General features: G+C 63.6%; 25 protein-coding genes. 11 read left to right on the plus strand and 14 right to left on the minus strand.

Annotation, left to right across the window (positions count from 1 at the left end):
• Positions 1 to 286 precede the first annotated feature (286 nt).
• Positions 287 to 934, plus strand: coding sequence for a hypothetical protein (locus R4P47_RS23075; protein ID WP_317785878.1), 648 nt, complete (start codon positions 287 to 289; stop codon positions 932 to 934).
• Between the two features lie 95 nt (positions 935 to 1029).
• On the opposite strand, the gene R4P47_RS23080 is transcribed toward R4P47_RS23075, so the two are convergent.
• From R4P47_RS23080 to R4P47_RS23090, 3 genes are all read right to left on the minus strand, one after another.
• A complete protein-coding gene (locus R4P47_RS23080; protein ID WP_317785879.1) occupies positions 1030 to 2610 on the minus strand; it encodes a DUF262 domain-containing protein in 1581 nt (526 codons plus the stop codon).
• A 99-nt stretch (positions 2611 to 2709) separates the two neighbouring features.
• Positions 2710 to 2985, minus strand: coding sequence for a hypothetical protein (locus tag R4P47_RS23085; protein ID WP_317785880.1), 276 nt, complete (start codon positions 2983 to 2985; stop codon positions 2710 to 2712).
• A gap of 20 nt (positions 2986 to 3005) precedes the next feature.
• Positions 3006 to 3236, minus strand: a complete 231-nt coding sequence (locus R4P47_RS23090) for a hypothetical protein (protein WP_317785881.1) — start codon at positions 3234 to 3236, stop codon at positions 3006 to 3008.
• A 727-nt stretch (positions 3237 to 3963) separates the two neighbouring features.
• Here R4P47_RS23090 and R4P47_RS23095 point away from each other — a divergent pair.
• The 4 genes from R4P47_RS23095 (at position 3964) to R4P47_RS23110 (ending at position 6439) form a co-directional block, all read left to right on the plus strand.
• The gene (locus tag R4P47_RS23095; protein ID WP_317785882.1) at positions 3964 to 4212 is read left to right on the plus strand and encodes a type II toxin-antitoxin system prevent-host-death family antitoxin; all 249 of its coding nucleotides are present in this window, start codon (positions 3964 to 3966) and stop codon (positions 4210 to 4212) included.
• A complete protein-coding gene (locus R4P47_RS23100; RefSeq protein WP_300519553.1) occupies positions 4209 to 4475 on the plus strand; it encodes a Txe/YoeB family addiction module toxin in 267 nt (88 codons plus the stop codon). The genes R4P47_RS23095 and R4P47_RS23100 overlap by 4 nt, the downstream gene beginning before the upstream one ends.
• A gap of 89 nt (positions 4476 to 4564) precedes the next feature.
• Positions 4565 to 5608, plus strand: coding sequence for a zinc-binding dehydrogenase (locus R4P47_RS23105; protein ID WP_317785883.1), 1044 nt, complete (start codon positions 4565 to 4567; stop codon positions 5606 to 5608).
• Positions 5609 to 5629: 21 nt separating this feature from the next.
• A complete protein-coding gene (locus R4P47_RS23110; protein WP_317785884.1) occupies positions 5630 to 6439 on the plus strand; it encodes a lipase family alpha/beta hydrolase in 810 nt (269 codons plus the stop codon).
• On the opposite strand, the gene R4P47_RS23115 is transcribed toward R4P47_RS23110, so the two are convergent.
• From R4P47_RS23115 to R4P47_RS23130, 4 genes are read right to left on the minus strand one after another with little or no spacing between them, the layout of a single operon-like run.
• Positions 6429 to 7241, minus strand: coding sequence for an ABC transporter permease (locus R4P47_RS23115; RefSeq protein WP_317785885.1), 813 nt, complete (start codon positions 7239 to 7241; stop codon positions 6429 to 6431). The genes R4P47_RS23110 and R4P47_RS23115 overlap by 11 nt on opposite strands.
• Positions 7238 to 8200, minus strand: a complete 963-nt coding sequence (locus tag R4P47_RS23120) for an ABC transporter ATP-binding protein (RefSeq protein WP_317785886.1) — start codon at positions 8198 to 8200, stop codon at positions 7238 to 7240. Before R4P47_RS23120 ends, R4P47_RS23115 begins: the two co-directional genes overlap by 4 nt.
• Positions 8197 to 9324: a hypothetical protein gene (locus R4P47_RS23125; RefSeq protein WP_317785887.1), complete on the minus strand. Its 1128-nt coding sequence runs from the start codon at positions 9322 to 9324 to the stop codon at positions 8197 to 8199. Before R4P47_RS23125 ends, R4P47_RS23120 begins: the two co-directional genes overlap by 4 nt.
• Before the next feature lie 22 nt (positions 9325 to 9346).
• Positions 9347 to 10444 (minus strand): DNA alkylation repair protein, encoded by a 1098-nt coding sequence (locus R4P47_RS23130; RefSeq protein ID WP_317549725.1) that lies wholly within the window; start codon positions 10442 to 10444, stop codon positions 9347 to 9349.
• Positions 10445 to 10747: 303 nt separating this feature from the next.
• On the opposite strand from R4P47_RS23130, the gene R4P47_RS23135 reads away from it, so the two are divergent.
• Complete coding sequence (locus R4P47_RS23135; RefSeq protein ID WP_317785888.1) at positions 10748 to 13273, plus strand: putative bifunctional diguanylate cyclase/phosphodiesterase; 2526 nt, start codon at positions 10748 to 10750, stop codon at positions 13271 to 13273.
• Positions 13274 to 13320: 47 nt separating this feature from the next.
• Positions 13321 to 14412 carry a spore photoproduct lyase family protein gene (locus R4P47_RS23140; protein WP_317785889.1) on the plus strand — a complete coding sequence of 364 codons (1092 nt, stop codon included), beginning with the start codon at positions 13321 to 13323 and terminating at the stop codon, positions 14410 to 14412.
• Positions 14413 to 14464: 52 nt separating this feature from the next.
• Here the strand turns inward: R4P47_RS23140 and R4P47_RS23145 are convergent, their stop codons facing one another.
• From R4P47_RS23145 to R4P47_RS23155, 3 genes are all read right to left on the minus strand, one after another.
• Positions 14465 to 15415 (minus strand): manganese catalase family protein, encoded by a 951-nt coding sequence (locus R4P47_RS23145; protein ID WP_149406394.1) that lies wholly within the window; start codon positions 15413 to 15415, stop codon positions 14465 to 14467.
• 110 nt (positions 15416 to 15525) lie between these two features.
• The gene (locus tag R4P47_RS23150) at positions 15526 to 16557 is read right to left on the minus strand and encodes a DUF2087 domain-containing protein (RefSeq protein WP_317785890.1); all 1032 of its coding nucleotides are present in this window, start codon (positions 16555 to 16557) and stop codon (positions 15526 to 15528) included.
• Between the two features lie 61 nt (positions 16558 to 16618).
• Positions 16619 to 16987: a winged helix-turn-helix transcriptional regulator gene (locus R4P47_RS23155; RefSeq protein ID WP_149406396.1), complete on the minus strand. Its 369-nt coding sequence runs from the start codon at positions 16985 to 16987 to the stop codon at positions 16619 to 16621.
• Between the two features lie 81 nt (positions 16988 to 17068).
• On the opposite strand from R4P47_RS23155, the gene R4P47_RS23160 reads away from it, so the two are divergent.
• The 3 genes from R4P47_RS23160 (at position 17069) to R4P47_RS23170 (ending at position 19382) form a co-directional block, all read left to right on the plus strand.
• Entirely contained in the window at positions 17069 to 17479 is a 411-nt protein-coding gene (locus R4P47_RS23160; RefSeq protein ID WP_317785891.1) for a RidA family protein, read from the plus strand.
• 69 nt (positions 17480 to 17548) lie between these two features.
• Complete coding sequence (locus R4P47_RS23165) at positions 17549 to 18106, plus strand: dihydrofolate reductase family protein (protein WP_317785892.1); 558 nt, start codon at positions 17549 to 17551, stop codon at positions 18104 to 18106.
• 40 nt (positions 18107 to 18146) lie between these two features.
• Positions 18147 to 19382 carry an AGE family epimerase/isomerase gene (locus R4P47_RS23170; RefSeq protein WP_317785893.1) on the plus strand — a complete coding sequence of 412 codons (1236 nt, stop codon included), beginning with the start codon at positions 18147 to 18149 and terminating at the stop codon, positions 19380 to 19382.
• A gap of 21 nt (positions 19383 to 19403) precedes the next feature.
• Here R4P47_RS23170 and R4P47_RS23175 read toward each other — a convergent pair whose 3' ends face one another.
• The 4 genes from R4P47_RS23175 to R4P47_RS23190 are packed head-to-tail and all read right to left on the minus strand — an operon-like array spanning position 19404 to position 23260.
• A complete protein-coding gene (locus tag R4P47_RS23175; RefSeq protein WP_317785894.1) occupies positions 19404 to 20231 on the minus strand; it encodes a fumarylacetoacetate hydrolase family protein in 828 nt (275 codons plus the stop codon).
• Positions 20232 to 20234: 3 nt separating this feature from the next.
• Positions 20235 to 21167 (minus strand): VOC family protein, encoded by a 933-nt coding sequence (locus R4P47_RS23180; protein ID WP_317785895.1) that lies wholly within the window; start codon positions 21165 to 21167, stop codon positions 20235 to 20237.
• 1 nt (position 21168) lies between these two features.
• On the minus strand, positions 21169 to 21672 hold the full coding sequence (locus R4P47_RS23185) for a DUF3237 domain-containing protein (RefSeq protein ID WP_317785896.1): 504 nt from the start codon (positions 21670 to 21672) through the stop codon (positions 21169 to 21171).
• A 1-nt stretch (position 21673) separates the two neighbouring features.
• Complete coding sequence (locus R4P47_RS23190) at positions 21674 to 23260, minus strand: MFS transporter (protein WP_317785897.1); 1587 nt, start codon at positions 23258 to 23260, stop codon at positions 21674 to 21676.
• A gap of 147 nt (positions 23261 to 23407) precedes the next feature.
• Between R4P47_RS23190 and R4P47_RS23195 the strand changes: the two genes are divergently transcribed.
• Positions 23408 to 24193 carry an IclR family transcriptional regulator gene (locus R4P47_RS23195; RefSeq protein WP_094638652.1) on the plus strand — a complete coding sequence of 262 codons (786 nt, stop codon included), beginning with the start codon at positions 23408 to 23410 and terminating at the stop codon, positions 24191 to 24193.
• Positions 24194 to 24212 lie beyond the last annotated feature (19 nt).

A 24212-nucleotide genomic window follows, 5' to 3' on the forward strand; every position in this document is an offset into this window, starting at 1 on the left:
CCATCGTGCGCCAACGGGGTTCGAAGCGCAATCTCGACCGGCTCAGGCCGGCACATCACCGTGGAGAAATATCGAGGTTAGCCAGCAGCTCTATGTGTTTCTCAATGCGCCGATAGGTCCCGTCATCGGATCTGTCATTCAATATCTTGAACAGAATCGTCAAGGTTGTCGGTACTGCGCCTGCGGCGAGGCTTACCCAGTTGACCATTACTGTAGCTTCGCACAGCAAGGCGCTCGGATTCCTCAGTATCGCTAGGCGTTGCCCGTATCGGCGTAAGCTACCGACGTGCCCATCGACCTCAGTCTCTACCTCTCTCATACTCGTGGGCGCGGGATTGTCGAAGTATTTCTTCGAGGGCACCTTTGGATCGAGAAATTTCTAATCGAGCTGCTCGAAGCAGAAGTACCAAACCCATCCCCTCTCCGGCTTGAGCGGATGAACTTTGCATCCAAGGTCAATTTGGGTGAGGCCCTCAATCTGTTGTCCCCAACCGATGCCGCGTCACTGCGTGTCCTGAACTCATTGAGGAATAGGCTCGCACATGATCTTGAGGGCGAGCCGACCTTGGCGGACGTGGAGCGTCTTGAGGCAGGGTTGTCCGAATCCCAGACAGCTCTCGCTTCTAAGGTCGCACAGGCCGAGGTCCACAACGATGGCGAACTCCCCTTCGACCCCGACGAGATTGTAAGGTTGTCGGCGGTGGTGTTGGCGATCTTGACCGAGATGGAGATGCATCGTCAGCGGCATGTCTACTGGCGTGAACATCGAGGAGAGATAGAGGCGTTCCATGTCGCTGCCGCCATGATCAAACAGGCTGGGGGCCAGCCAATGACTCTTGAGGAGTACCGCCGTAAGCGGGCAATACCTGACCCCCCTGGTCCGGGTGACGTCGTTCTCAAGAAGGCGACTGAATCCCCAAATCGCGAAACCTAGGTGAGGTGCTCGCGCTGATCGTGCACCAGATTCTTTTATAATCGCGCATATCGGACCTGGTGTGATGGGGCCGTGTAAAGCCGCGGTGTCAGTGCCTACTCGATCTTTCCCGTGTTCATCAAGTCGAATGCGGCGGCATTAAGTTTGTCGATTCGTTCACCTATGAAGGTGTCGAAATCGTCCAGGAACAAGGACTGTGGGCACAGGGCATGGGTCAAGATAGCGTCAGTCTCTTTTGCTGGCATCTTTTCCTTGTACTTGCTTGGGGCCACACCGCCTAACACCTTATTGTCAGCAGCTGAAATGATAGCGAAGTTTGCCAATCCATTAACCCGGTCGTTCTCGATACCCATTGTTTTCGCGTATGCCCGAGGCATTAGGTGATGAAACTCATTGCGGTTGTACTGCTGCAGTACTTTAGCCAAGCTTACTTTCTGTCCCGAGACAAAGCTTTTGGGTTCAGCTTGAACGAGCATTGCCAAAAATGTCTTAGTATTTACGGTAGACACGTTGAAAGGCTTGGTGAAGAAATCCCTTTCGATCGACGCAGATACACCGGTTGCAAGGGTGGTTTGGCGCTTCTTCTCCCTTAGGGCGGCCGCCTCAAGAATGTCGCGGTTCAGATTGCGAACAACACCGGCTGAGTATCTCCGCGTGAATGCGGATCGCCAAAACCAAAGGGTCAAGGTGTGGCGTTCATCGTTGCTGATTTTTCTGGTGTCCTTGGCGAAGAATACAGCCAAGGGCACTAGGCTCGCAGGGTAGGGAAGATTTGCTAGAGTCTCGATCGAAAATTCTGTTCTTAGGAAGTCTATTGCACCCTTGATGCCGTGTGCGATGTCGTCAAACTTGTCCCGAACATCGACGCCTCGAAGATTTACGAATGCGTTTGGCGATGCATCGCCTGCGACAATGGCTGAGCAGCAACGTAATAGTAAGTTGTTGTCTTCGCCTACATCGGCGAAGCCAAACGGCCGTAGCTCTTCTGATAGCGAGGCAAATTTCTCTTGCAAGTCGAAGTCTTCGCTCCAGGTCCAAGCGGTGAGCAGTTGAAAGACGTCAAGCTCCACCCCGAGGCGATTGACCCGTTCAAATACAATCGCGACCTTGGATCGATCGTCGGTGGCAATTTCCTGCGTTGGTATCGCAGCCTCTTTGAAGACGGATTGTACCGAGTCGATAAGGCGAACCTGATCGTCGTTCAGTTCTTTCGTAGCATTACGGAATTCTGTAACATCGAAGAAGCTCGAAATGGGGAAGTATCGCTTTGGATCGTAGCTGTCCGCATCGAGAGCGAAAAATTGACTCTCTTGCACGTCGTCCTTGGCTTCCATGTCAAAAAAAATGTTTGTCCATGCATGTTCTCCGTCCGGTACGAGTTCTGTCTGGAAAACTCCGAAGATCGAAGTCAGACGCTGTTGTCCATCTAGAACGTAATGAACTGGGTAATCCTCCCGCGCTTCGGGCAGTGTGAAAGGTCCAAGATTGCGCTCGGAGTTCAGCTTCTCTTTAGTCCTCCATAAGATGACTGCGCCAAATGGGTAATTCTTGTAAATCGAGTCCATAAGGTAAGCGACATGCTCGGCGTCCCACACAAACCCCCGCTGGAAGGCCGGAATGCGGATCGAACCCGCGGCGATGTCGGTCAGTATGCGACGGATCGGCAGGTCGGCCATTTTGCTCCTTGCGAGTCGAGGTGCCTTGACCCTACCGAGCGGCGATGCCTCTTGCCACCAAATCGCGCCACGTGGCAGTGGGCTGCGGGGCGGCCTAGTTCAAGCGTTGGTCAAGCGGTCGAACGTCTGCGTAGCGGTGTAGCCAGTGCGCTTGAGGATGCGCGTCATCAGGTATGTCCGCGTGTACGAGGTCGGGTCAGCGCCCGGGGTGAGGTACATGCCGAGTGCATTGTCGTCGTCGGTCCAGATCAACCCGGCCTCCTCGAACAGGAACGAGCGGCCTAGGTTAGAGGGTGTGGTGTCGTAGCCCTCAAGCTGGTATGCCGCTACGAGTTCGTCGGTCAGCTCGGACCCGTTGTTGGGCAGCCAACGCATCGAGAGTGGATAGTCGGGCATCATTTGGCATCAGCCTCGGCGGCCTTGGCTGCGCGTTCTTTGGCCCACGTCATGAAGCGAGTCTTCATCTGCGTGAGGTCGGATGCAACGAAGACGTAGCGCGAACCTGCCCCACACGCCTCGTAGTCCTTGCTTGCGCGGAGGAACATGCGCAGCTCGCGAGGTGTGGTGGACAGTGCCTCGGCTACCTCGCGTGTGGTCAATGTTTCGATCTTTTTGGGTGTTGCCATCGTGTCCTCCTGGTCGGGTGGTGTGCGAAAGCAACGTAAGAGACTTCGAGCGCGAGTCCAAAGGCCCGCACGTCAGCACAGAGACCTTCTGTGGCGCAACGTCATACGCGAACACGTGACGCATCCGTTAGGCGTTCACGACCGCGCTCAGACGTGCGCACGGACGCACCTGTCAGATCGACGATTATGTGCACGTTGTGATCACACACGTTCGAGTACGGGCGCATACGGCGCTCAGCCACGGTAGGCGCAAAACATGGTCTGACCTGTGTAGATGTGCAACTAGCGCGCACTGGTGAATACGGTGAAGTACTCTGATGTTCCGACTCGTAATGAAAAGGTCAAGAGTTCGATTCTCTTAGGCGGCTCAGAGGCAAGAAGCCCCTCACCAGTAGGACTCGGTGAGGGGCTTTTTCGTGTTCTGCTCCGGTAAGCGTCAGGCCGGCTGATGTGGTCGCGCCGTGCTCGCGAGCGGGCTTCTCGGCTGACTGTTTCGCGTCGGCCAGCCGGCCCGTGAGGTAAGCGCTGACGGTCTCCAGGTCGTTGTGTGGTTGCTGCGACTCTCACAGGTACCACTTGTGGTACCTGTACCGAAAGTGGTACCTTTCGCAGTGAAGGCGACTTCCCGCGCAACGCGCGGCCGAACAGAAGGAATTTGCCCGCGCAAGGCGGGCCGCACACGTCCGACGGCGACCGCCAACGCCACGGACCTAAGGAGCCGATCGAAATGTCAGCCATCACTCGCACCGAAGCCCGCAAGAGTCTGTTCCCGCTTGTCGAACAGGTCGTAGAGGATCACACCCCCATAGAGATCGTTTCCAAGGGAGGCAATGCGATTCTCATGTCGAAGGCCGACTACGACGCGATGATCGAGACCGCGTATCTCTTGCGCAGTCCCGCCAACGCAACGCACCTACTGAAAAGCATGGAGCAGGCCCGCCGCGGGGAGGTGAAACCCAGAAAGCTGGCCGAATGACCGAAGTCCGATTCACCGAAGAAGGATGGGACAGCTATACGTCCTGGACCGTCGTCGACAGGAAGATGCTCGCCCGCATCAACAAACTGATCGACGCGGCTTTGCGCGACCCATACGCCGGGATCGGCAAGCCCGAGCCCTTGAAATATGCTCTGGCCGGGGCATGGTCACGACGAATCGACACCGAACACCGACTCGTCTACCTGCCTCCCAGCGACGACAATTCAGACCTCGTCATCGTGTCGGCGAGATACCACTACTGACATACCTCGGCACCCGGGCATTGATCCTCTGATCGAAGCGCCAGCGCTCCATCGACCTCTTCGCCCGGTCGGTCCTGCAAGATGACTTCATGCGAACCGGAAGAGCCAGTGGTGGCCTGATGACAGCCATCGTCACCACCGGCATCGGTGGATACGACAAACTCGTCGTGTCCGAGGTGCCGATACCCGTGCCGGGTCCGGGTGAGGTGCTCGTTCGCGTGTTGGCCGCGGGGATGAACAACACCGAGATCAACACACGCGTGGGCTGGTACGCGGACGGCGGGTGGAACGACGCGACGCCATTTCCGCTGATTCAGGGCACCGACTGCTGCGGTCTCGTGTGTGGGAGTCCCGGGACGGTCGAATCCATCGTCGGCAGCCGTGTCCTGGTTCGATCGTGCATGCGTGTCGACGGATTCTCGTCGCAGGAGACGCGTTGGTTGGGTTCGGACATGGACGGCGCGTTCGCCCAGTTCGTCGTCGTTCCGGCGAGCGAGATCTTCGTGGTCGATTGTGATTGGACCGACGCCGAGCTGGCGACCATTCCGTGTGCCTACGGCACGGCGGAGAACATGATCGCCCGCGCGGGAGTGCATCGAGGGTCGACGGTACTCATCACCGGCGCGTCGGGCGGAGTCGGTTCTGCCGCAGTGCAACTCGCCGCTCGTCGCGGTGCCCGCGTGATCGGCGTCGCGAGCCGCGCCAAGCACGACCAGCTCCGCGAACTCGGCGTCCACGAGGTGTACGGGCGCGATGTCGACGTGGTGGACGCCCTCGGCACGCGCAGCGTCGATGTGGTGATCGACAATGTCGCCGGCGACGGTTTCGGTCCTCTCCTCGACGTCCTCGTTCGTGGGGGAACGTACGTGTCCTCCGGCGCGATCGCAGGACCCATCGTCGCGTTGGATCTACGGACGATGTACCTGAACGACCTGACGCTCCTCGGCTGCACGGCGTGGGACGAGGACGTGTTTCCGAACCTCGTGTCGTACATCGAAGCCGGTGAGATTCGTCCCTTGTTGGCCGAGTCGTTTCCGCTCGAGCAGATCGCGGCCGCGCAGCAGCGCTTCTTGGAGAGGGACCACGTGGGGAAGTTCGTGCTCGTTCCTCCGGTGGTCCGCGATCAGGCGTGATCTCCAGGCACACTGGACAGAGTGTTCGCCTCCCTCGCCCCGGCTCGCCGCCGTCTCGTGTTCGTCTTATTGGCCCTCGTATTGGTCGCGGTCGTCGCGGCTGTGGCGGCCTTCGTCGCATCACGTCCCGCAAGCGACCCCGTCGCGAGCGTCGACCAATCCGTACCCGGCCCGGTGCTGCTGATCCCCGGGTTCGGCGGATCCACCGACTCGCTGGAGGTGCTCGGGGCCGAACTACGGGAGGACGGTCGCGACGCCACCGTCGTAGCTCTGCCCGACGGTGGCGTCGGCGATCTGACCGTGCAGGCGCAGACCCTGCGCGACGCCGTCGACGCGGCTCTGACTCGGACGGGAGCGAGCTCGGTCGACGTCGTCGGGTATTCCGCCGGTGGGGTGGTGGCCCGGCTCTGGGCCACGGATCTGGGCGGCGCCGAGCAGGCCAGACGCATTGTCACTCTCGGCTCCCCGCACCACGGCACTCAGGTGGCGGCTCTGGCGGCCCAGTTCGTGCCCGACCAGTGCGCGACCGCCTGTCAGCAGCTCGCCCCGGACAGTTCCGTGTTCGCCGCCCTGAACTCCGGGGACGAGACCCCGGAGGGTCCGCAGTGGGTGTCGATCTGGACCGAGTTGGATCAGGTGGTGACCCCGCCGACGTCGGCCGAACTCGACGGGGCCGTCAACATCCCTGTCCAGAGCGTGTGTGCGGACTCGACCGTCGATCACGGGAACCTGCCCCGCGATCCTCTGGTCGGCGCGATGGTCTCTGCCCAGTTGGACGGCGACTCCACCACCCAGCTCGGCGCAGCTGATTGCAGCCGTCTCAGCTCGTGATGTCCTTGGTGGTGAAGTTCGCCCACGCCGCGCCGAGAAGAACGACGACGTAGACGCCCTGCACACCGACGCCGCGCATCAGGTCCCGCGTCGGCACCGGGTCGCGGAACAGGTCGACGAAAGCCAACCAGTATCGCGTCGGTAGGTACGGCGCGATGGCGTCGGCGGCGTCCAGCGTCAGCAGCAGCGAGCTCGCGATGAGGAACGCCAACGCACCCAATGTCGCGGCGAGCGGGGAGTCGGTCAGAGTCGACAGGAACAGGCCCATGGCGGCGACTCCGAGCATGGACATGGTCACGTAGAGCACGGCGATGACGGTGCGTGTGGCGACCTGTTCGTCGGTCAGCACCGTGCCGGACACGCTGGAGACGCCCCCCAGGGTCGTGACGTCGAACAGCGTCGTGCCGACGAAGTATGCGATGACGGCCACGACGACGACGGCCAGCAGCACGAAGGCGGCAACCGAGATCAGCTTCGCCACCAGCAGTTTGGTTCGTCCCACCGGGCGGGCGAGCAGGTAGCGCAGCGTGCCGGCCTGCGCCTCCCCGGCGACGGCATCGCCTGCGATCACCGACACGGCGACGGGCAGGAACAGCGGGAGCACGATGGCGAGCGCGGCGAGCGGAAACAGCTGGCCGTTGGTGGTCACCGCAGAGAGGAAGGCGGGGCCTTCGCCGGGACGCGGACCGACGTCGGTGAGGGCGAGGAGGCCCGCGACGATGCTCGGCAGCAGATTGAGCAGAAGGATGACGACCCAGGTGCGGGGTCGGCTCAGCATTGCGCGCAGTTCGACGCCGATCATGCGGTCACCTCGGTCCGGGTGGCGTTGTCTCGAAGTGCGCCGGGGGCGTCGACTCTGTCGGAACTGGCCCCGGTGACCGCCAGCACGGACTGTTCGAGGCTCATCCGTTGCTCGCTCAGCTCGCTCACCCGGACTCCGCCCTCCACGAGGAGCCGGTTCAGCTCGGCTGGGTCCGGGTGCTCGACGATCAGTTGCTGACCCACACGTTCGAGCACCGTGGCCCCCTCGACGCCGGAGAGCAGGGAGACGGCGTGGGCAGGGTCCGCCGTGCGCACCGACACCCGGCCGGTGGACCGCTGCATCGAGGACAGCTGGTCCTGTAGGACGAGTCGACCTCGATCGAGCACTCCCACTCGGTCGCACAGTTGCTCCACCTCGGCCAGCAGATGGCTGGAGAGAAACACCGTGGTGCCCTGAGAGTGCAAGCCCAGCAGCAACTCTCGAATCTCGAGGATTCCCTGTGGGTCGAGTCCGTTGGTCGGCTCGTCGAGGATCAGCAGTTCGGGGGTACGCATCAGCGCCGCCGCCAGCCCGAGACGCTGCCGCATGCCGAGCGAGTACTGCTTGACCGGTCTGCGTCCCACCCCGGCGAGGCCCACCTGCTCGAGGGCTTCACCGACCCTGGTTTTCCGGGTCCGCCGGGACCCACCCGGACCGGCCGCGTCGAGCAGCGTGAGGTTTCTGCGTCCGGACAGGTTGGGGTAGGCGGCGGGGTTCTCGATCAGCGCCCCCACGCGTGGCAGCACGCTTCTGCGTCGCCGGGGCATCTCTTCGCCGAGCACCTGTATCTGCCCGGAGGTCGCCAGTACCAGGCCGAGCAGCATGCGCACGGTCGTCGTCTTGCCGGAGCCGTTCGCGCCCACGAAACCGTAGATGTCGCCGGCGCGTACGTCGAGGTCGACACCGTCGACTGCCCGCACCGATCCGTAGCTCTTGGTCAGGCCGGTCGTGCGGATCATGTGGCTGCTCCTCCGAGCTGTTGGGCGGCGGTCGTCAGGGTCTCCGCGGTGACGGTGCCGGACAGCAGATAGCGACGCCGGTCGTCGGTGGGTCCGGTGACGAGGACGTTGAGTGGACCGATCGACACCGCGACGCTGTCGTCGGTGACGATTGCCCCGGGGGCGGACTGCAACTGTTCGACGAGTCCGCCCGCGGCGCGTCGTGGCAGGGGAACGGCGAACAGTTCGGTCACACCGCGGCCGTAGATTCCCACCGACCCCTGGCCCTCGCGGGGGCGCAGATCGAGGCCGGACAGGGTCGACGGCAGGCCTGCGGTGTCGAGCCGGTCGGCGAACGAGGCGATGTCGCCACCGTCCTGCTGCTGCACGTCGGTACCAGGCGGGGGAACGAAACGGACGGTGTCGGCATCGGGGGTCTCGGAGGAGAAGTCGAGGAACGCGGTGCTGACGACCGGACGGGTGGCCCCGGCTCCCAGCACGTCGACCTGCAGCGGGAGCCCGCTGCCGGGGTCGACCCAGACGTCGACTCCGGTGACGGTGCTCTGCGGCTGGCTGGGGACGAGCCTCAGGCCAGGGGCGTCCCGGCCGGCGATCCGGCGTGCCGGAAGCCGGGTGACCTCATCCGCGGTCGCCTCGCTCAGCAACCGCTGCCCCAGCTCCGGGGGTAGCAAGTCGGCCTCGCGTGGCAGGCGCAGGCTCGGTTCGGGGACCGGGGTCACCACGGCCGTGTTCTGCTCGTAGTCCCATCTCCACAGCCGCGTCGGGCTCCGGTAGAGACCGCGCTCACCGGCCAGACGCACGGTGTCGACGCGCCAGCTGTCCGCGGCGCGATACCAGGCACGCAGAGAGGTGGTGTCGCCGAGCAGATCCGGCAGGCCGCCGAGCCCCTCGGTCACCGGAATGATGACACCGCCGACCGCCTGGGCGTAGCCCGAGTACGGCGTCTCGGTGGAGGACTTGACCTGTTCGAGCAGTTCGGCTGCGCCGATGTCGGACGGGTCGACGGGTAAGCGCGCGATCACCGAGGGGGTTGCGACGAGCACGGCGATGCCGAGCACCACTGCCAGCCACCGCCACTTCTTGCGCACCTCTTCGACCGTACGGACGTACCCGAGGTGCTGCATGTGAGCTGCACGACGCTCGCCGCTAGCCCCTGAGCGTGAACTCCGCGTGACCGTAACTCACACCGTTGATCTGGAGCTCGATGGAGTGTGGGCCGGGGTAGTACTTCCGTGTGGTCAGCGGCTTGAACGAATGTTGCCGTCGCACATCGATGCTGTCGCCGGGCGTGATCGTTCTCGTCGTCAGCTTGAACGTCTTCCCCGTCACCCCACCGTTGGCTTTGGTGTGATGCACGATGTAGTCGATCGCAACCTTGGCCGGTTCGGTGCCGACGTTGCGGATCGAGGCCGTGAACTCCACTTCTCCGCCCATGGGCAGCTCCGTGACGTCGAGGGTGGGGCCGTCCACCTCGAGGTCGGCCGGAGCGAACCCGAGCAGCTCGAGTGCGTCCCGGTTTCCCTTCTTGATCACCGTCCGAAGGGCATGTCGCACAAGCTTTTCGGTGTGTGCGTCCGGGCTGTCGAGCCACCGAGTGGTGGTCCTGACGACCAAGTCCGGGACGTCTCGGCTGACATCGTTGAGATGGTTCGCGACAGACCGTCGAACGTAATCACTGTCGTCTCGGTAGAGCCGGTCCAGGATCGGCACCGTGACGCCCGGGCGCTCGAGTATTTCGGGGACGCGCACCGACCACGGAAGATACGGGCGGGTGCCCTCCGACGCCAGACGCCGCACATGCTCGTCCGAGGATGTCGTCCAGTCCGACGCGATTGCGAGCGACCGATCCAGGTCGGCTCGAAGAAACGAGCGGATGGCGAATTCCGAGCTGAGTCGGCCGGTGAGTTCGGCAAGCAAGGCCATTCCGTCGTCGAATGCGTTCGAGGTGTTCTCCTCGACGGCCTTCGATGCGACAGCGCTCGTGACCGGCCAGATCGCCCAGCCCCGGAAGTCGGGATCGGTGGCGGCACGTCGGATGATGCGGGCGAACTCCGTGTAGGTGCCGGGCAGTGCCGAGAGCAGGCCGTCACGCAACAGATCTGCGCGGGCTCGAAGCGCGAGTGGACCCAGACGATCGATCGATCCTTCGAGTACCGACAGGTCAGCCTTCGGAGCAGCGGTGCGCATGGTCCGAAACAGCGTGCCGGCCGCATCCGGGCCGAGGAGTTCGTCGGCGAAGGGCATGAGAGCTTCTTACCCGACGACTCTGCTCCACGGGTTCGACGGGGTGTCGAGGGCTGCGCGGGAGGGTGAAATCACCAGGCCGACACCTATTTCTCGGGCTGCGCCAATGGCGGCTGTGGGAATCGGAGTGGGATAACCTTCGTCGAATATCAAAGTGCTGAGCGGCTGGTCGACTCGGTTTCTCCGGCCGGACCGGTCTTTCTGCGCGGTGGGCTACAACCCTGGGGGTCGCGTCATGCCCGTCGTCTGTGTCGAGTGGATCCAGCGCGCCTGTTGTCGGACTCGATTCGGTGAGCACGCACTGTGAGCGGCTGGGTGTGGGTGGTGGTCCTCAACGGGATCACCGCTGCCGCGTATCTGGGGATCGTGCTGTTCATCGTCCGTGGGCTGATGCGGACCGGACAGCTGCGCAACAACAGGTTGGCGGTGGCCACAGCAGCGATCTTCCTGACCTGCGCCGCGCATCACCTGGTGCACGCGGTGCACCTGTGGACAGGATTCGACGGCCACGCCTCGCATCTCGCTGCAGGTTCAGGCGGGGGGATGCTCGACGCGATGCGGGAGTCGATGGGCGGCACCCTCGACGTCGCGGTGACGGCATCGACGGCACTTGCCGGTGTGATCTACCTGGGGATGCGTCGTTTCTACGGTCCGTTGCTCCGCTCGCCTTCGATGTTCGACGATGCGAGCGAGGCTCGATACCGGCAGTTGGCAGCCAACCTGCCGCACACGTCCGTTCTGGTCGTGGACTGCGATCTACGATTCGTCCTCGTCGAAGGTGCCGGTCTGGTGGCCGAGGGCTACGACCCACGACGGATGGAGGGGCAGCTGCTCCGAGACACGGTGTCGCCGGAAGCCTTCGCGTTGCTCGAGCCGCATTACCTGGCGGCCGTGGCGGGTGAGGAGATTTCGTTCGATTCCGTCAGTCCTCGAACGGGAGCGATCTTTCAGGTCGAAGCGAGGCCGTTGCGCGATGATTCGGGCCGGATAGTCGGTGCCATGGTGCTCTCCGAGGACGTCTCCGCCGAGCGGGCGGCACGAGCCGAACTCGAGCAGGCCCGGGCCTTTCGTGACGCGGTGTTGACTGCTTCACCGGACATCACGACCGTCACCGCCGTCGATACCGGCCGGGTGACGTGGGCTTCTCGCAGCCTGCGGTCGTTGCTGACCGGTCCACCTTCGGATGGAGCGGTCGAAGACGGTCGGGTGCCGTGGCTCGGACTCGGTCGGTCCGACGACTCCACTGACGGCGAGGATCGATTGGACGGGGTGGTGGAACAAGATGTCGAGGTCGTCCGAGCGGCGGACCGAACCGCGGCGTCGCTTCCGGAGGGCGAGAGCGTCAGTATCCGGTATCGGGTACTCGCGGCCGACGGCTCGCTGCGGTGGTTGTCCCGACGCACCACGCCCTTTCGACGTGGGCCGTCGGGTGAGGTGTCGGAGGTCCTCTCGGTGGTGCGGGAAGTGACCGACGTCGTCGAGGCAGAACTCGCGCTCGAGCGAGCGGCCCTGCAGGATCCGCTGACCGGGCTGCCCAATCGGATGCTGCTGCTCGACCGTATCGGCTCGGCGATCGCACGCGGTGAGAGCACGGGAGCCGCTGCTGCGGTGCTGTTCTGCGATCTCGACGGATTCAAACGAGTGAACGACACCGGCGGGCATGCTGCCGGTGATGCGGTTCTCGTCGAGGTTGCGCGACGGTTGCGGTCGGTGCTGCGAGCCAACGATTCGATCGCCCGTGTCGGCGGTGACGAGTTCGTCCTCGTCGTCGATGCGTTGCCGGCCGAACGTGGAACCGACAAGCGTGCCGGTGCGGGGTTGGCGGAGCGCGTCGCAGAGCGCATCCGAGCGGTTCTCGCCGCGCCGATCGTGTATCAGGGCAGCCAGTACGTGGTGTCGGCCAGCGTGGGCATGGTTTTGGTTCGCAAGGGTGCCAGCGCGCAGGAGGTACTGCGGGACGCGGATTCCGCGATGTACCGGGCCAAGCAACTCGGTAAGGACCGGATCGAATTGTTCGACGACGCGCTGCGCGCGAACGCCCTCGAGCGTGCTTACATCGAGCGGACCTTGCGGGGTGCTCTCGATCCCGAACACCGCGGAGCTGCGAGGCTGAACGTCGTCTATCAGCCGGTCTACGACCTGAACAGCAGAGCGCTCACGAGCTTCGAGGCACTCGCGCGCTTACGTGACGACGACGGCGCAGGAATTACGCCGGACCGATTCATTCCGGTGGCCGAGGACACGGGTCTGATCTCCGAGCTCGGCGAGCGCGTGCTGGAGGACGCACTGGGCACTCTGGTTCGATGGCGCGCGGCGAACCCGCTCGATTCGGACTCGGGTGTCCCCGTCACGATCGCCGTCAATCTCAGTGCCCGGCAGGCTCAACACGTGGATATGGCTGCTGTGGTGAGCGCGGCTCTGGGACGGCACCGAATGGCTCCGGCGGACCTGATTCTCGAACTCACCGAGTCGGTGCTGCTCGAGTCCGGCTCCTCGATGCTGCGTCAGCTCGGTGAACTGCGTGAGCTGGGTGTCGGCATCGCCATCGACGACTTCGGCACCGGATTCGCGAGTTTGCGGTATCTGGCCACACTGCCGGTGAGTGCAGTGAAGATCGACCGGTCGTTCACCGCCACGATGACCAGCGACGAGACGAGCAGCAGTATCGTTCGGGCGATCATCAATCTCGCCCGAGATCTGCATCTGGGGTGCGTTGTCGAAGGCATCGAAACCCCCGACCAGCTCGACGCCTTGCCGAGTTTCGTTCAAGGACAGGGCTATCTGTTGGGTAGGCCCGCCGAGGTACCGTCGAACACCTGGGTCTCGTAACCCCGAAACGGGAAGGATCCACCGTGTGCGGGCGTTGACTCCAGGTAATGGACGACACCCTCTCTGCACCCACTCGACTCTGGACGCCGTCGCGCGTCCTGATCACGCGGTCTGCATCGGAGCTTCCCCACACTGCGGAGATAGTTCGACGGTGCGAAGCGGCCGGTGTGACCGAGATCGACGTGCTGCCCGGTGACCGCCTGACGGGTCTACGGGGCGAGACCGAGCGAGAGACCTACGCGCGAGCGAAGACGACGATGGCCGTGGTGGTCGCACCACCGAGTGTGCTGAAACCACAACCGATTCCGCCGAGCGCCGACTGGCGTATCGATCTGGCGAAGGGATGCCCGGCCCACTGTCAGTACTGTTATCTGGCGGGGTCGTTGTCCGGCCCGCCGATCACCAGGGTGTTCGCCAACATCGACGACGTGCTGTCCGGCATCGGTACCCACGCAGGCCGCGGCACGATCACCTCCGGCACCGAGGAACGTGGGCACGAGGGAACCACTTTCGAGTTGTCCTGCTATACGGATCCGTTGGGTATCGAGCATGTGACCGGATCCCTCGCCGAGGCCGTTCGTCGAGTGGGCGCGGGGGATTACGGCGATGACGTGTCGTTGCGCTTCACAACCAAATTCGACGACGTCACCGAGTTGGTGACGTTGGACCACCGACGCCGTACCCGAGTTCGTTTGTCGGTCAATGCCGATGACATCGCGCATCGGTTCGAGGGCGGAACTGCGCGGATGCCTGCTCGAATCGAGGCGCTACGGCAGCTTGCGCTGGCCGGATATCGAGTGGGGCTCACCATCGCTCCGATCATGCCCATTCCGGGGTGGCAGGAGCAGTACGGCCGACTTCTGTCGAATGTCGCCGAGGCGTTGAGTGACGTTCCCGATCTGGACCTGACCGCCGAGATCATCTCCCACCGATTCACACCGTCGAGCAAGGACGTGCTGTTGAGCTGGTACCCGGGGACGAAGCTCGAGATGGACGAAAGTGCCCGCACAGCAAAGAGAAACAAGTTCGGTGGCGTGAAGTACGTCTACCCGAAGGACACGATGTCGGAAATGCGGACGTGGTTCGTGGAAGAACTCGAATCCGTCCTACCCGAAGCGCAGCTTCTGTACTGGACCTGACGCAGCCCGACCTCCGTCGTGCGATGGAGGTCGGGCTACGAAAGCGTCGGAGTTACTTCATCTTTCCGAACGTGGCGTCGATATCGGCCATCTCCATCTCGGCCGTCTGCTGAATGAGCTCCATGAGGTCGGTGTCCAGTCCGGGCGCGAACTCCTCGAGTCGCTCGGGTGAGATCTCCATCGGAGCGCCGGCGGGGGCCTGCTCACTGGCATCGAGGTCGGTGCCGTCCTTGGACGGCGACATGCCCTGGTAGATGCGTCCGGCCTCGGACGCGCCGGTGAGGTCGAAGCTGTACTGCTTGCTCTGCAGGCCGAGTTCGACCAATTTCTGGACCTCCGGGAACTTCTCCGCGTTGGTCTTCGGGATCGGCAGCGTCTTCTTCCAATCGACGCCGAGGGTTTCGAGGGCTTTTGCGTAGCCGTTTTCGTGGGCCTGATCGCGCACGATGAGGTACGAAATGGTCGAGCGCGCAGCCTTGTTGGCGGTCATCTCGTACATCCGGCACTTCTGCAGGCGGCCGGTCGACTCGAGCATCAGGTTGTACATCAGGTCGAGGACCAGATTGCCGGAGTTGTAAACGTAGCTACCACTCCACGGGTTGCCGACGGAGTCGACCGGCAGTGCACCCTGTGCTCCGACCAGGTAGTGGTGGATATTGCCCTGTGACAGAGCAAGATTCAATGGGGTCGCCCCGCCCGCACCGGGCGTGTCCAGCGGGTCTTCCAGCTTGCCCTGGTACTGCGGCGAGCCGTCCAGCAACCGTGAGATGGTGGTGCCGATGAGCTCGACGTGACTGATCTCCTCGGTGCCGATTCCCTGGATCAGATCGCGGTACGGCTTGGCCGCAGCTCCGCGAAAGTTCATGGCCTGGAACAGATACTGCATCATCGTGCGCATCTCGCCGAACTGTCCACCGAGGCCCTCCTGGAGGGCGTTCGCGGCGGCCGGATCGGGCTCGTCGGTGGCAATGTCGTGAATGAGTGACTGAACGTGCAGGTACATGGAAACCTCCGAATGGCGACCAGCAAAGTTTGCTGCCCTCACCCAGTGGTTGCCCGCAACGCCGTCGTCCGAATCCTGGGCCCCCTCCGTATGGACGTCGACCAGGCGGTCTATTCGATGCTCTGCGCCCGGTACATCGAACCTGAGCTGTTTCGCTCGAGGAATCCGGTGTCGACGAGCTCGCGTCGCAATGTCGCGTAGTCGTCGTCGAAGAAGCTGCACAATTCGTTGACCTGACGCTCCGAGGACCATCCCGTCGTACTCAACTGGCGGGCGATCGCCCTCAGAAATTCGGGTCGGTCCCGGCTGTGCCGAGGCATGTCGGTCGGTGGGGGCGTCGTGCGCGGGAGATTCCGAAAACTCTTCAGCGTGTTCTCTTCCACAACGAGTCGATCGTCCACTCGGGTCACCACCGACAGAGTCAGCAGGCGTGCGATCGCTTTGTGTGTCGCACGGACCGACAGTGACGTGTGGGATTGCAGCGCAGCCACTGTCGAGACTCCACTGCCGATCGCGAAGAGGACCGCCCGAAGATCCGAATCCGCGAGAGCACGAAGCACGCCGGTCGCGTGGTCCAGCAGCGGCGCATCGTCGTGCATGCCGATGGACTCGAACCGCAACGGAACCCCGGTGGCGGACACCATCTCGTCGGTGAACTCGACCTCGCGAACGGGCTCCGATCGCTTCCTCAGAAGGCCGATTCCCGGAAGCGTCAGGGTCTCGATGTCGTCGGCACCGAAACGCAGAATGGCATTCCACAGAGGATTCGACCCAGCCGGAGAGAACGAGTTCTGCACGGCCAGAACCCCTCCCTCCGCCACGTGTGGCCACAGAGTACGGAGGGTCCGTGCGTTCGACACCAGGGATTCATCGTCGATCCAGACGAGGTCGAATGGGCCGATGTCGTGCAGATCCCGAGGGGGCAAGTCGAACAAGGACTCGGTGACCGACTCGATCGGATCGGTGGCAAAGTTCCAGAGTTGGGGCGAGACTTCGGGTGCCGCTGATTCGAGAGCCCTCGACAATGCGATTCCGGCACTGCTGGCACCCACGCTGACCAACTTTTTCGGTTGCAGCATTGCAACCAGGGCGGACAGCAACGCGTCAGCGCGTGCGGTGGAGTGCTGTGAATTGCTCGCCATGGGTGTACCTCTTCTCCGAGATATCGGAACATTAGGGCAGCACGCTGCTGCGGTGAGCGGATCAGAGAGCGTCGAATCGATCTCGTGCGCTGTCGATTTCGTGCATGTGAGCGGCCGCCCAGGCCAACAGCACGTCGACGGGTGCCCGAAGAGTTTTGCCCAGTTGCGTCATTCGATACTCCACCGCTACCGGGCGAGTGCTGAGAACCGTCCGTTCGATGATGCCGTTGCGTTCGAGTTTTCGCAGCGTTGCCGTGAGCGATTTCTGAGTCACCGCCGGAATTGCACGGCGCAGATCGTTGAATCGGCAAGGGCGCTCGCACAGTTCGTTGAGCACCTGAAGCGACCATTTGTCCAGCACCTGATCCAACAGCTCACGGTGAGGGGCACTGATCGTCAGTTCTGTCGCGGCATCGGCGGTATCGGTCATGAAACCAGGTTCCCTTGAAGTGTCCTTTGTGTACCAAGTATCAAGGTTATACCTGGTAATGGTCACGACGAAAGGAACTCCATGAGCGTCACTCGATTCACCCCGTCCGGCATGATGCAACCCACTCCGTATCACCACATAGCCGTGGGCCAGGGGTCTCGACATATCCATGTCAGCGGTCAGATCGCGCGCAACGAGGACGGGTCGGCGATCGCCGAGAACGACCTCGCCGGGCAGGTGGCGCAGGCGCTGCGCAACACCGCGATCGGATTGGCCGGTGCAGGAGCAACATTCGAGGACGTCCTGCGGCTGACGTTCTACGTCACGCACTGGGCTCCGGAGCGGATCGGCGAGTTCATGGACGGCGTCACCCGCGTCGCCGAGGAGATCGGACTACCTACTCCGATGCCACCTGCGTCGTTGATCGGTGTGGGCTACCTGTTCGAGCCCGACGTTCTCGTCGAGGTGGAGGCCACTGCGATCCTGGACTGACCTGCTTACCGGTGAATTCCGGGGACCGTCGAAGTCATACTTTCGAATCCACCCGACCCCAGGAGCGACATGGCCATACTGACCTACAACATGCATGTTTCCCTCGACGGCTACATCGAAGACTCGGCGGGCAGTCTCGACTTCTCGGTGCCCGACGCGGAGTCACATCGATTCTCCAATCGGCAGACCGAAGCGACCGCTGCGTTTCTGTTCGGACGCCGACTGTACGAGGCCATGGAAGACTTCTGGACAGATCCGGAACGCCTCGACGGCGACGAAGTAGAGGCGGAGTTCGCCGAGCTGTACAAGGCCACTCCCCGGATCGTCTTCTCCGACACTCTCGACTCCGTTGCCGACGGCTGCCGTCTGGTGCGCAGCGCAGACGCGATCGCCGAGGTGGAGCGGCTCAAGCGGGAGACCGAGGGAACGCTGGCTGTGGGAGGAGCAGCCTTGGCAGCCTCGCTGGTCGACCTGATCGATCAGTTCGAGGTCATCCTTCTGCCGACGATCCTGGGCAGTGGCAAGCCCTACTTTCCGGTGGGACATCACCTCGACCTCGTTCTCGCCGAACAGAAGCTCTTCCCGGTGCCAGGATGGATGTACCTGCGCTACAGCGTCTCTCGCTGACCGGCGTCGGGTGCTTTCTCGTCGGGCGCACAATGAACACATGGACACCGGAGATGGTCGCAGCTGGCTGACGCTGCCCTCACATCAGTTGTGGCTCGACACCGAATCATCGAGGCTTCTCGATTTCGGAACCACACTCGACCACCCGGCCGGTGGTGCGGCGTGGTTGGACGGCCGAGGGAACCCCGACCTCGATCATCCGGCCCATACGTACATCACCGCGCGGATGGCGCATGTGCACTTTCTCGCCTCGATGCTGGGACGGCCGGGGTCTCGGAGGAAAGCCGATCGGGTGTTCGAGGGATTGCTGACGACGTTGCGAGACAGCACGAACGGTGGTTGGTTCGAGTCCAGTGCCGACGCGACCTCGCCCGATGCCGTGAAATCGGCCTACACGCATGCCTTCGTGGTACTTGCCGCGTCGGCTGCCACCGCAGTGGGGCACCTCCGGGGCCGAGAGCTTCTCGACGAGGTACTCGATACCGTCGAACGTCGTTTCTGGGACGATCATCACGGGATGTGTTCGGACACATGGACTGCGGACTGGTCCGTGCTCGACGACTACCGCGGGATCAACGCCAACATGCACATGGTCGAGGCACTGCTGGCCGCTGCAGATGCCGGCGCACCGCGGATCTGGCGCGAGCGGGCACTGCGCATCTGCGACAACGTATGTCGCTGGGCCGAAGCGAACGACTGGCGTGTTCCGGAGCATTTCACCGCCGAGTGGATCCCGCAGCTGGAGTACAACAGCGACGACACCGCCAACCAGTTCAAGCCCTACGGAGCCACAGTGGGTCATGGATTCGAGTGGGCCCGACTTCTCGTGCAGGCAAGCCTCGATGCGAGCGGGCACGACCGTATCGCCGCCGCCCGTGCGCTCTACCACCGCGCAGCGGTCGACGGCTGGCAACCCGGGCCCACTCCCGGATTCGTCTACACCACGGACTGGTCGGGGGAGCCGGTCGTGACCGAACGTCTGCACTGGGTGCTGTGCGAGGCGATCGGTGCGGCGGCGACACTCGCGCGCCGCACCGGAGAAGACCGCTACGAGCAGGACTACCGCACCTGGTGGGACGTCGCTGCCGAGTACTTCCTCGACCGCGTCGACGGCTCCTGGCATCACGAACTCGACGGCAGCAACGTTCCGGCCGCGACGGTGTGGAGCGGCAAGCCCGATCTCTATCACGCCGTCCAGGCGACGTGGATCAGCCGATACGAACCGGGCTCGAGCATGGTGGCTGTGCTGCAGCACAATTCGCGCTCACGTCCATAAAAGACGGCCGGGCAACAGGCCTCACAGCACTTCCGCCACCAGTCTGTTGCTGACCGAACCGACACCGTCGATCTCCACGCTCACGTGATCGCCCGGCTTCAACAACAGCTGCGGCTTCCGGCGATATCCGACGCCGCCCGGGGTGCCGGTGAGGATGACGTCACCGGGCTCGAGGGTGGTGAACGTGGAGATGGTCGCGATCAAGTTCGGCACCGTGAACAGCAATTGCGACAGATCCGACTCCTGGACCTTCTCGCCGTTGACGACGGTGCGGATGCCGCAGCTCGCGAGGTCCACCTCGCCTGGGCAGACTATGCGGGGGCCGAGAGGAGTGCTCGCGTCCCATGCCTTTCCCTGCATCCACTGGTGCGTCCTGTACTGGAAGTCGCGCATCGTGATGTCGTTGGCGACGGTGTAGCCCAGAACGTGATCGAGCGCGCTCTCCTCGGTGATGCGCCGACCGGTGCGTCCGATGACGACGGCCATCTCGCCCTCGTAGTCCACCTCGGAGCTCTCCGGCGGTACGGCGATGTCGTCGTAGGCACCGATGAGGCTGGAGGCGTACTTGGGGAACATCACCGGGTACGTGGGGAACTCGCGTCCGGTTTCGGCGATGTGGTCGCGGTAGTTCAGGCCCACACAGATCACTCGGGCCGGGTCGGTGACCGCCGGGAGCACCCGCACGTCCGAGATCGACAGGCGCGCCTGGGTCAGCCGATCCGCGCCGGCAAGTGCCTCGAGCGAACTGGTCCGTCCGATCGCGTCGATGCCCTGCAGCGGAATCAGAGTGTCGCCGTCGACCTCGCCGACTCCGCGAATATCGTTGTGCTCGTAGCTGATGTAGGCCATCGGTCAGATCTCGCTCTCACTCGTCTTGCGCCAGCTCGCCAGTTGTCCGCCCCACAGATTCACCGACGCGGGTACCGGACGCCACTGCCGCGTCACGTACGTGGCTCGGTCGTCGTGGAACTTCTCCATCTCGGCCGAGAGCTCGATGTGGTTGCCGGCGGGATCGTCGAAGAAGACGAACAGGTTGTTGCCGGGGCCGTGACGGCCTGGGCCCCAGACGACGTCGACGCCGATCTCGGTGAGGCGATCGCACCAGGACTTGAAGTCCTCCCACTCGGCGAGATCGTAGGAGTAGTGGTCGAGATCGCCGGGGTTGCCGTTCTCGACGACGGCCAGGGTGTGGTGATCGCGGTCGCTGCGTAGCCACGCGAACTTGCCGTCCTCGAGCTGATCGGAGATGCGGAACCCGACGGTGTCGACGAAGAACGAGACCATCTGCGCCACGTTGTCCGTGCCGAGAGTGGTGTGCTGGAACTTGATCGGGCGTCGTCCCGGATCGGCAGCGTTCTCACCCTGGCGCGCGACCTGCCCGTGGAAATGCACCGTGGTGCCGTCGGGGTCGGCCACCGAGATGCCCGACGGTACGCCGACGGCATGGTCGATGACGGACGGATCCAGATCCGCGACATCGTGGCCTGCGTCCTTCAGTCGCGCGGTGATTCCGGCGATACCGTCGGAGTCACGGACCTCGAAGCCGTAGTGAGACAGTTCTTTCGGACCTTCGGTCAGGTCGAGAACATGGTGTCCGAGGCCCCAGCCGAGGCGCAGGCCGCCGCCCGCGAGTTTTTCCTGCACCGTCAGACCGACGGTGCGGCCGTAGAAGTCGGCGGTGGCGGCGACGTCGGGAACGGTGAAACCGATGTGCGAGACAGCGGTCTGCCGCAGCGTGCCCACGGCACCACCTTCCTGCAGTCTGTTTCGGGTGGGAGTGGTCATGTCAGTGATCCGCCTTTCGGGGCGTCGATGGGGTGGGGACGGGGGCGTCGGTGTAGACGGTGATCCGAACCCGGTCGCCGCGGTTCGGTGGCAAGAGGTGGCCGAGGAACACGCTGTGGTTCAACCAGTTCCACTCTGGGTCGGCCACTTCGAATCGAGGGTTGGTCGAGCAGTACCAGCGGTCGACGTCGGCACCGCCGCCGGTGAAGATGCGCTCCATCGTTGCGTCGTCCTGGGTGCCCCAGCCCTCGTTGGTGACCATCATGGGCACGTTGTCGTCGGTGACGATCGTGTAGCGGGCCCACAGATGGGTGACGCCGTCGGCGCGCACGAGGTTCCAGTCCGCACCGCCGGGCAGGATCGTTCCTGATCCGGCCGGTCCGTGGAATCGGCCGCCGGTGATCGGGATGACCCGACGCATACCGTGCGGGGTCGGCCCGATGACCACCGGAGGAGCCAGCTCGACATCGAGGGTGAAGACGTGATTCATTGTGGGCGTGGACATCTCACTCACCTGCCGGTAGCAGTCGGCCGGCGGCAGGTGACGCTGCCGCGTCGATCGGGGCCGCGTCGAGGCCCTTCGGGGATCCACCGGGGATGACGAGTGCGATGAGCGCAGCCAGGACGGTGGCCCCGGCACAGACATAGATGCCCATGTCGAGTCCGGTTTCGAGAGCCGTCCGAGCAAGGGGTGCAACGAGATCCGAGATCGGGCCGAGGTCGGCGTTGGCCACCGCCAGTGGCCCGCCCTGCTCGGCGACGCCGGAGGCCACGCCCACCGCCTCGGGAGGGAGGGAACCGTCGGACAGGTTGGAGGTGAGGGTGGCTCCGGCAACTCCGAAGGCCACGGCGCTGACGATCGCGGGGCCGAGGCTCTGGCCGGTTTCGCGAACGAGACTGGTGACCGCGCTTGCCATTCCGGCGTAGTCGATGGCGACGGCTCCGACGGCGACGGCCGTCAGTGCGGTGAACATGGTGATGAAGCCGGTGCCGAGCAGCAGGATCGGGCCGGTCATCGCGAGCAGTGAGGTGGAGTCGCCCGGTAGCTGAGCCATCCATATCTGACCGATGGCCAGTGCCGACAGTCCGGTGACCAGCAGGGTGCGGGCCGCGACGCGCATCAACAGGCGCGGGAGCAACGGAGTGAGGAGCAGTGGTACGGCTTGGATGAGGGCGAACGGTAGTGCGGCCTGCAGCGGGCTGACGTGCAGGATCGCTTCGAGTTTCACGCTGAGCGCGTAGGCGGTGCCGATGAAGCCGAACATCGCGAGCAAACCGATCAGGGCGGCCGCTGCGAAGGCCGGGGTACGGAACAGCGCGAGGTTCAGCATCGGGGTGCGGGCTCGCTGCTCGCTGATGACGAACGCGACGAACGACGCTACTGCGAGCACGAAAGTGCCCACGATGACGGGGCTCGAGTAGCCGTCCACGGAGCCCTGGATCACCGCGTACAGCAGCGCGAGCAACGCGACGGCGATGGTGATCTGGCCGGGCCAGTCCAGTCCGCGTCCGGCGGGATGACGCGAGTCGACGATCACCGCGGCGCTGACGGCTGCGGTGACGAGACCCAGCACGGCGGGAATGGCGAACGACCAGCCCCAGCTGAAGTGTTCGGCCGCGAAGCCGCTGATCAGCGGGGCGATCATGGCACCGAACGCCAGGCTGACCGCCCAGAGAGACAGGGCCCGGGCTCGTTCCTGACGTTCCGGGGTTGCCGAGACCAGCATGGCCAGTGACGTGGGAAAGATTGCGGCAGCGCCGAGTCCGGCGATGGCCTGCCCGGCGATCAGCTGCGTCAGAGTTCCCGACGTTCCGGCGACGACGTCTCCGAGGAAGACGAGCACGCCGCCCCAGACGAGCAGCCTCTTGCGGCCGAACATGTCGCCCAGCACGCCGAAGTTGAGCTCGAGGATGGCGGTGGGAAGGATGAACGCGGCCGGGATCCAGGCCAGCGCCGCAGCGCTCGCTCCGAGGTCGCGTTGGATCACGCCGAGAATGGGCGCCGCGAGTGAGACGCCCATCTGGGCGACGCCGATCGCGAGGCAGCAGGCGATGAGCGTGCCGCGATCCAGCTTGTGTTGGGTGGGTTTCATGAGTTCCTCGTCCGGAGGCCGTGTCCTGTAAAGCAGGACTGCTGTTGTCTAATACAGGACAGTGTTCATGGCCTGGATCACAGCTGTCAAGAGTGTTGGTTCGTTTGATGACACTGCAGTCCTGACAGTCAGAACTATGATGGCGACATGGCATCGGAAACGAGTGGATACAGAGAACGCAACAGCACAGCCGACCGCGCGCTGATCATCCTGGGCATGTTCACCGAGGATCGCCTGCAGATCAGCGCGAACGATGTCGCCGAGGCTCTCGGCAGTGCCCGCTCCACGGCATATCGATATCTGCAGACGTTGGTCGGCGCATCGTTTCTCGAGGAAGCCCCCAATGGCGGCTTTCGGTTGGGTGTCGCGGTACTCGAACTTGCTCGATTGGCCCGGCGCGGTTACGGATTGACGACGATCGCCCAACCGGTGATGCGTGAACTCGCCGACGAGGTGGGCGAAACGGTGTTGCTCACCAGGCTCGTCGACGACACGGCAGTGTGCATCGAGCGGTGTGAGGGAGCCAAGCAACTGGTGCGCCTGAGCTACGAGCGGGGGAGTCGGCTGCCCATCAACGCCGGCGCGTCGGCGCTGACGCTGTTGGCCTGGTTGCCGGAGAAGGAAATCCGCTCGATTCTGGGTCGGCACGAGCTGCAACGCTTCACCGATCGAACGTTGACCGACGTCGATCGCCTCGTCGATCGCCTCGAGCGGATCCGCACCACCGGCTACGGCCTGACCGTCGCCGAGGTGGACCCGGATGCGATGGGAATCGCCGCACCGATCTTCGACGAGTCCGGTTCGGTGGCAGCGGCATTGAGCATCGTCGCGATCAGGCGTCGAGTCCCGGAGGACCGGACCGACGTGCTCGTCACCGCAGTGCGGGCCGCGGCGCAGACGCTGTCGACGAGATTGGCCGTCGTCAGTTCGTAGCGTGTCCTATTTTATGGGA

The sequence above is a fragment of the Rhodococcus sp. IEGM 1370 genome, assembly GCF_033142325.1.
In the GTDB taxonomy this organism is placed as follows: Bacteria; Actinomycetota; Actinomycetes; order Mycobacteriales; family Mycobacteriaceae; genus Rhodococcoides.

Coding starts and splice junctions, on each gene's coding strand:
- R4P47_RS23080 (WP_317785879.1), bottom strand. CDS start 2,610: ATGGCCGACCTGCCGATCCGTCGCATACTGACCGACATCGCCGCGGGT.
- R4P47_RS23085 (WP_317785880.1), bottom strand. CDS start 2,985: ATGCGTTGGCTGCCCAACAACGGGTCCGAGCTGACCGACGAACTCGTA.
- R4P47_RS23090 (WP_317785881.1), bottom strand. CDS start 3,236: ATGGCAACACCCAAAAAGATCGAAACATTGACCACACGCGAGGTAGCC.
- R4P47_RS23095 (WP_317785882.1), top strand. CDS start 3,964: ATGTCAGCCATCACTCGCACCGAAGCCCGCAAGAGTCTGTTCCCGCTT.
- R4P47_RS23100 (WP_300519553.1), top strand. CDS start 4,209: ATGACCGAAGTCCGATTCACCGAAGAAGGATGGGACAGCTATACGTCC.
- R4P47_RS23105 (WP_317785883.1), top strand. CDS start 4,565: ATGCGAACCGGAAGAGCCAGTGGTGGCCTGATGACAGCCATCGTCACC.
- R4P47_RS23115 (WP_317785885.1), bottom strand. CDS start 7,241: ATGATCGGCGTCGAACTGCGCGCAATGCTGAGCCGACCCCGCACCTGG.
- R4P47_RS23120 (WP_317785886.1), bottom strand. CDS start 8,200: ATGATCCGCACGACCGGCCTGACCAAGAGCTACGGATCGGTGCGGGCA.
- R4P47_RS23125 (WP_317785887.1), bottom strand. CDS start 9,324: ATGCAGCACCTCGGGTACGTCCGTACGGTCGAAGAGGTGCGCAAGAAG.
- R4P47_RS23130 (WP_317549725.1), bottom strand. CDS start 10,444: ATGCCCTTCGCCGACGAACTCCTCGGCCCGGATGCGGCCGGCACGCTG.
- R4P47_RS23140 (WP_317785889.1), top strand. CDS start 13,321: ATGGACGACACCCTCTCTGCACCCACTCGACTCTGGACGCCGTCGCGC.
- R4P47_RS23145 (WP_149406394.1), bottom strand. CDS start 15,415: ATGTACCTGCACGTTCAGTCACTCATTCACGACATTGCCACCGACGAG.
- R4P47_RS23150 (WP_317785890.1), bottom strand. CDS start 16,557: ATGGCGAGCAATTCACAGCACTCCACCGCACGCGCTGACGCGTTGCTG.
- R4P47_RS23155 (WP_149406396.1), bottom strand. CDS start 16,987: ATGACCGATACCGCCGATGCCGCGACAGAACTGACGATCAGTGCCCCT.
- R4P47_RS23160 (WP_317785891.1), top strand. CDS start 17,069: ATGAGCGTCACTCGATTCACCCCGTCCGGCATGATGCAACCCACTCCG.
- R4P47_RS23165 (WP_317785892.1), top strand. CDS start 17,549: ATGGCCATACTGACCTACAACATGCATGTTTCCCTCGACGGCTACATC.
- R4P47_RS23170 (WP_317785893.1), top strand. CDS start 18,147: ATGGACACCGGAGATGGTCGCAGCTGGCTGACGCTGCCCTCACATCAG.
- R4P47_RS23175 (WP_317785894.1), bottom strand. CDS start 20,231: ATGGCCTACATCAGCTACGAGCACAACGATATTCGCGGAGTCGGCGAG.
- R4P47_RS23180 (WP_317785895.1), bottom strand. CDS start 21,167: ATGACCACTCCCACCCGAAACAGACTGCAGGAAGGTGGTGCCGTGGGC.
- R4P47_RS23185 (WP_317785896.1), bottom strand. CDS start 21,672: ATGTCCACGCCCACAATGAATCACGTCTTCACCCTCGATGTCGAGCTG.
- R4P47_RS23190 (WP_317785897.1), bottom strand. CDS start 23,260: ATGAAACCCACCCAACACAAGCTGGATCGCGGCACGCTCATCGCCTGC.
- R4P47_RS23195 (WP_094638652.1), top strand. CDS start 23,408: ATGGCATCGGAAACGAGTGGATACAGAGAACGCAACAGCACAGCCGAC.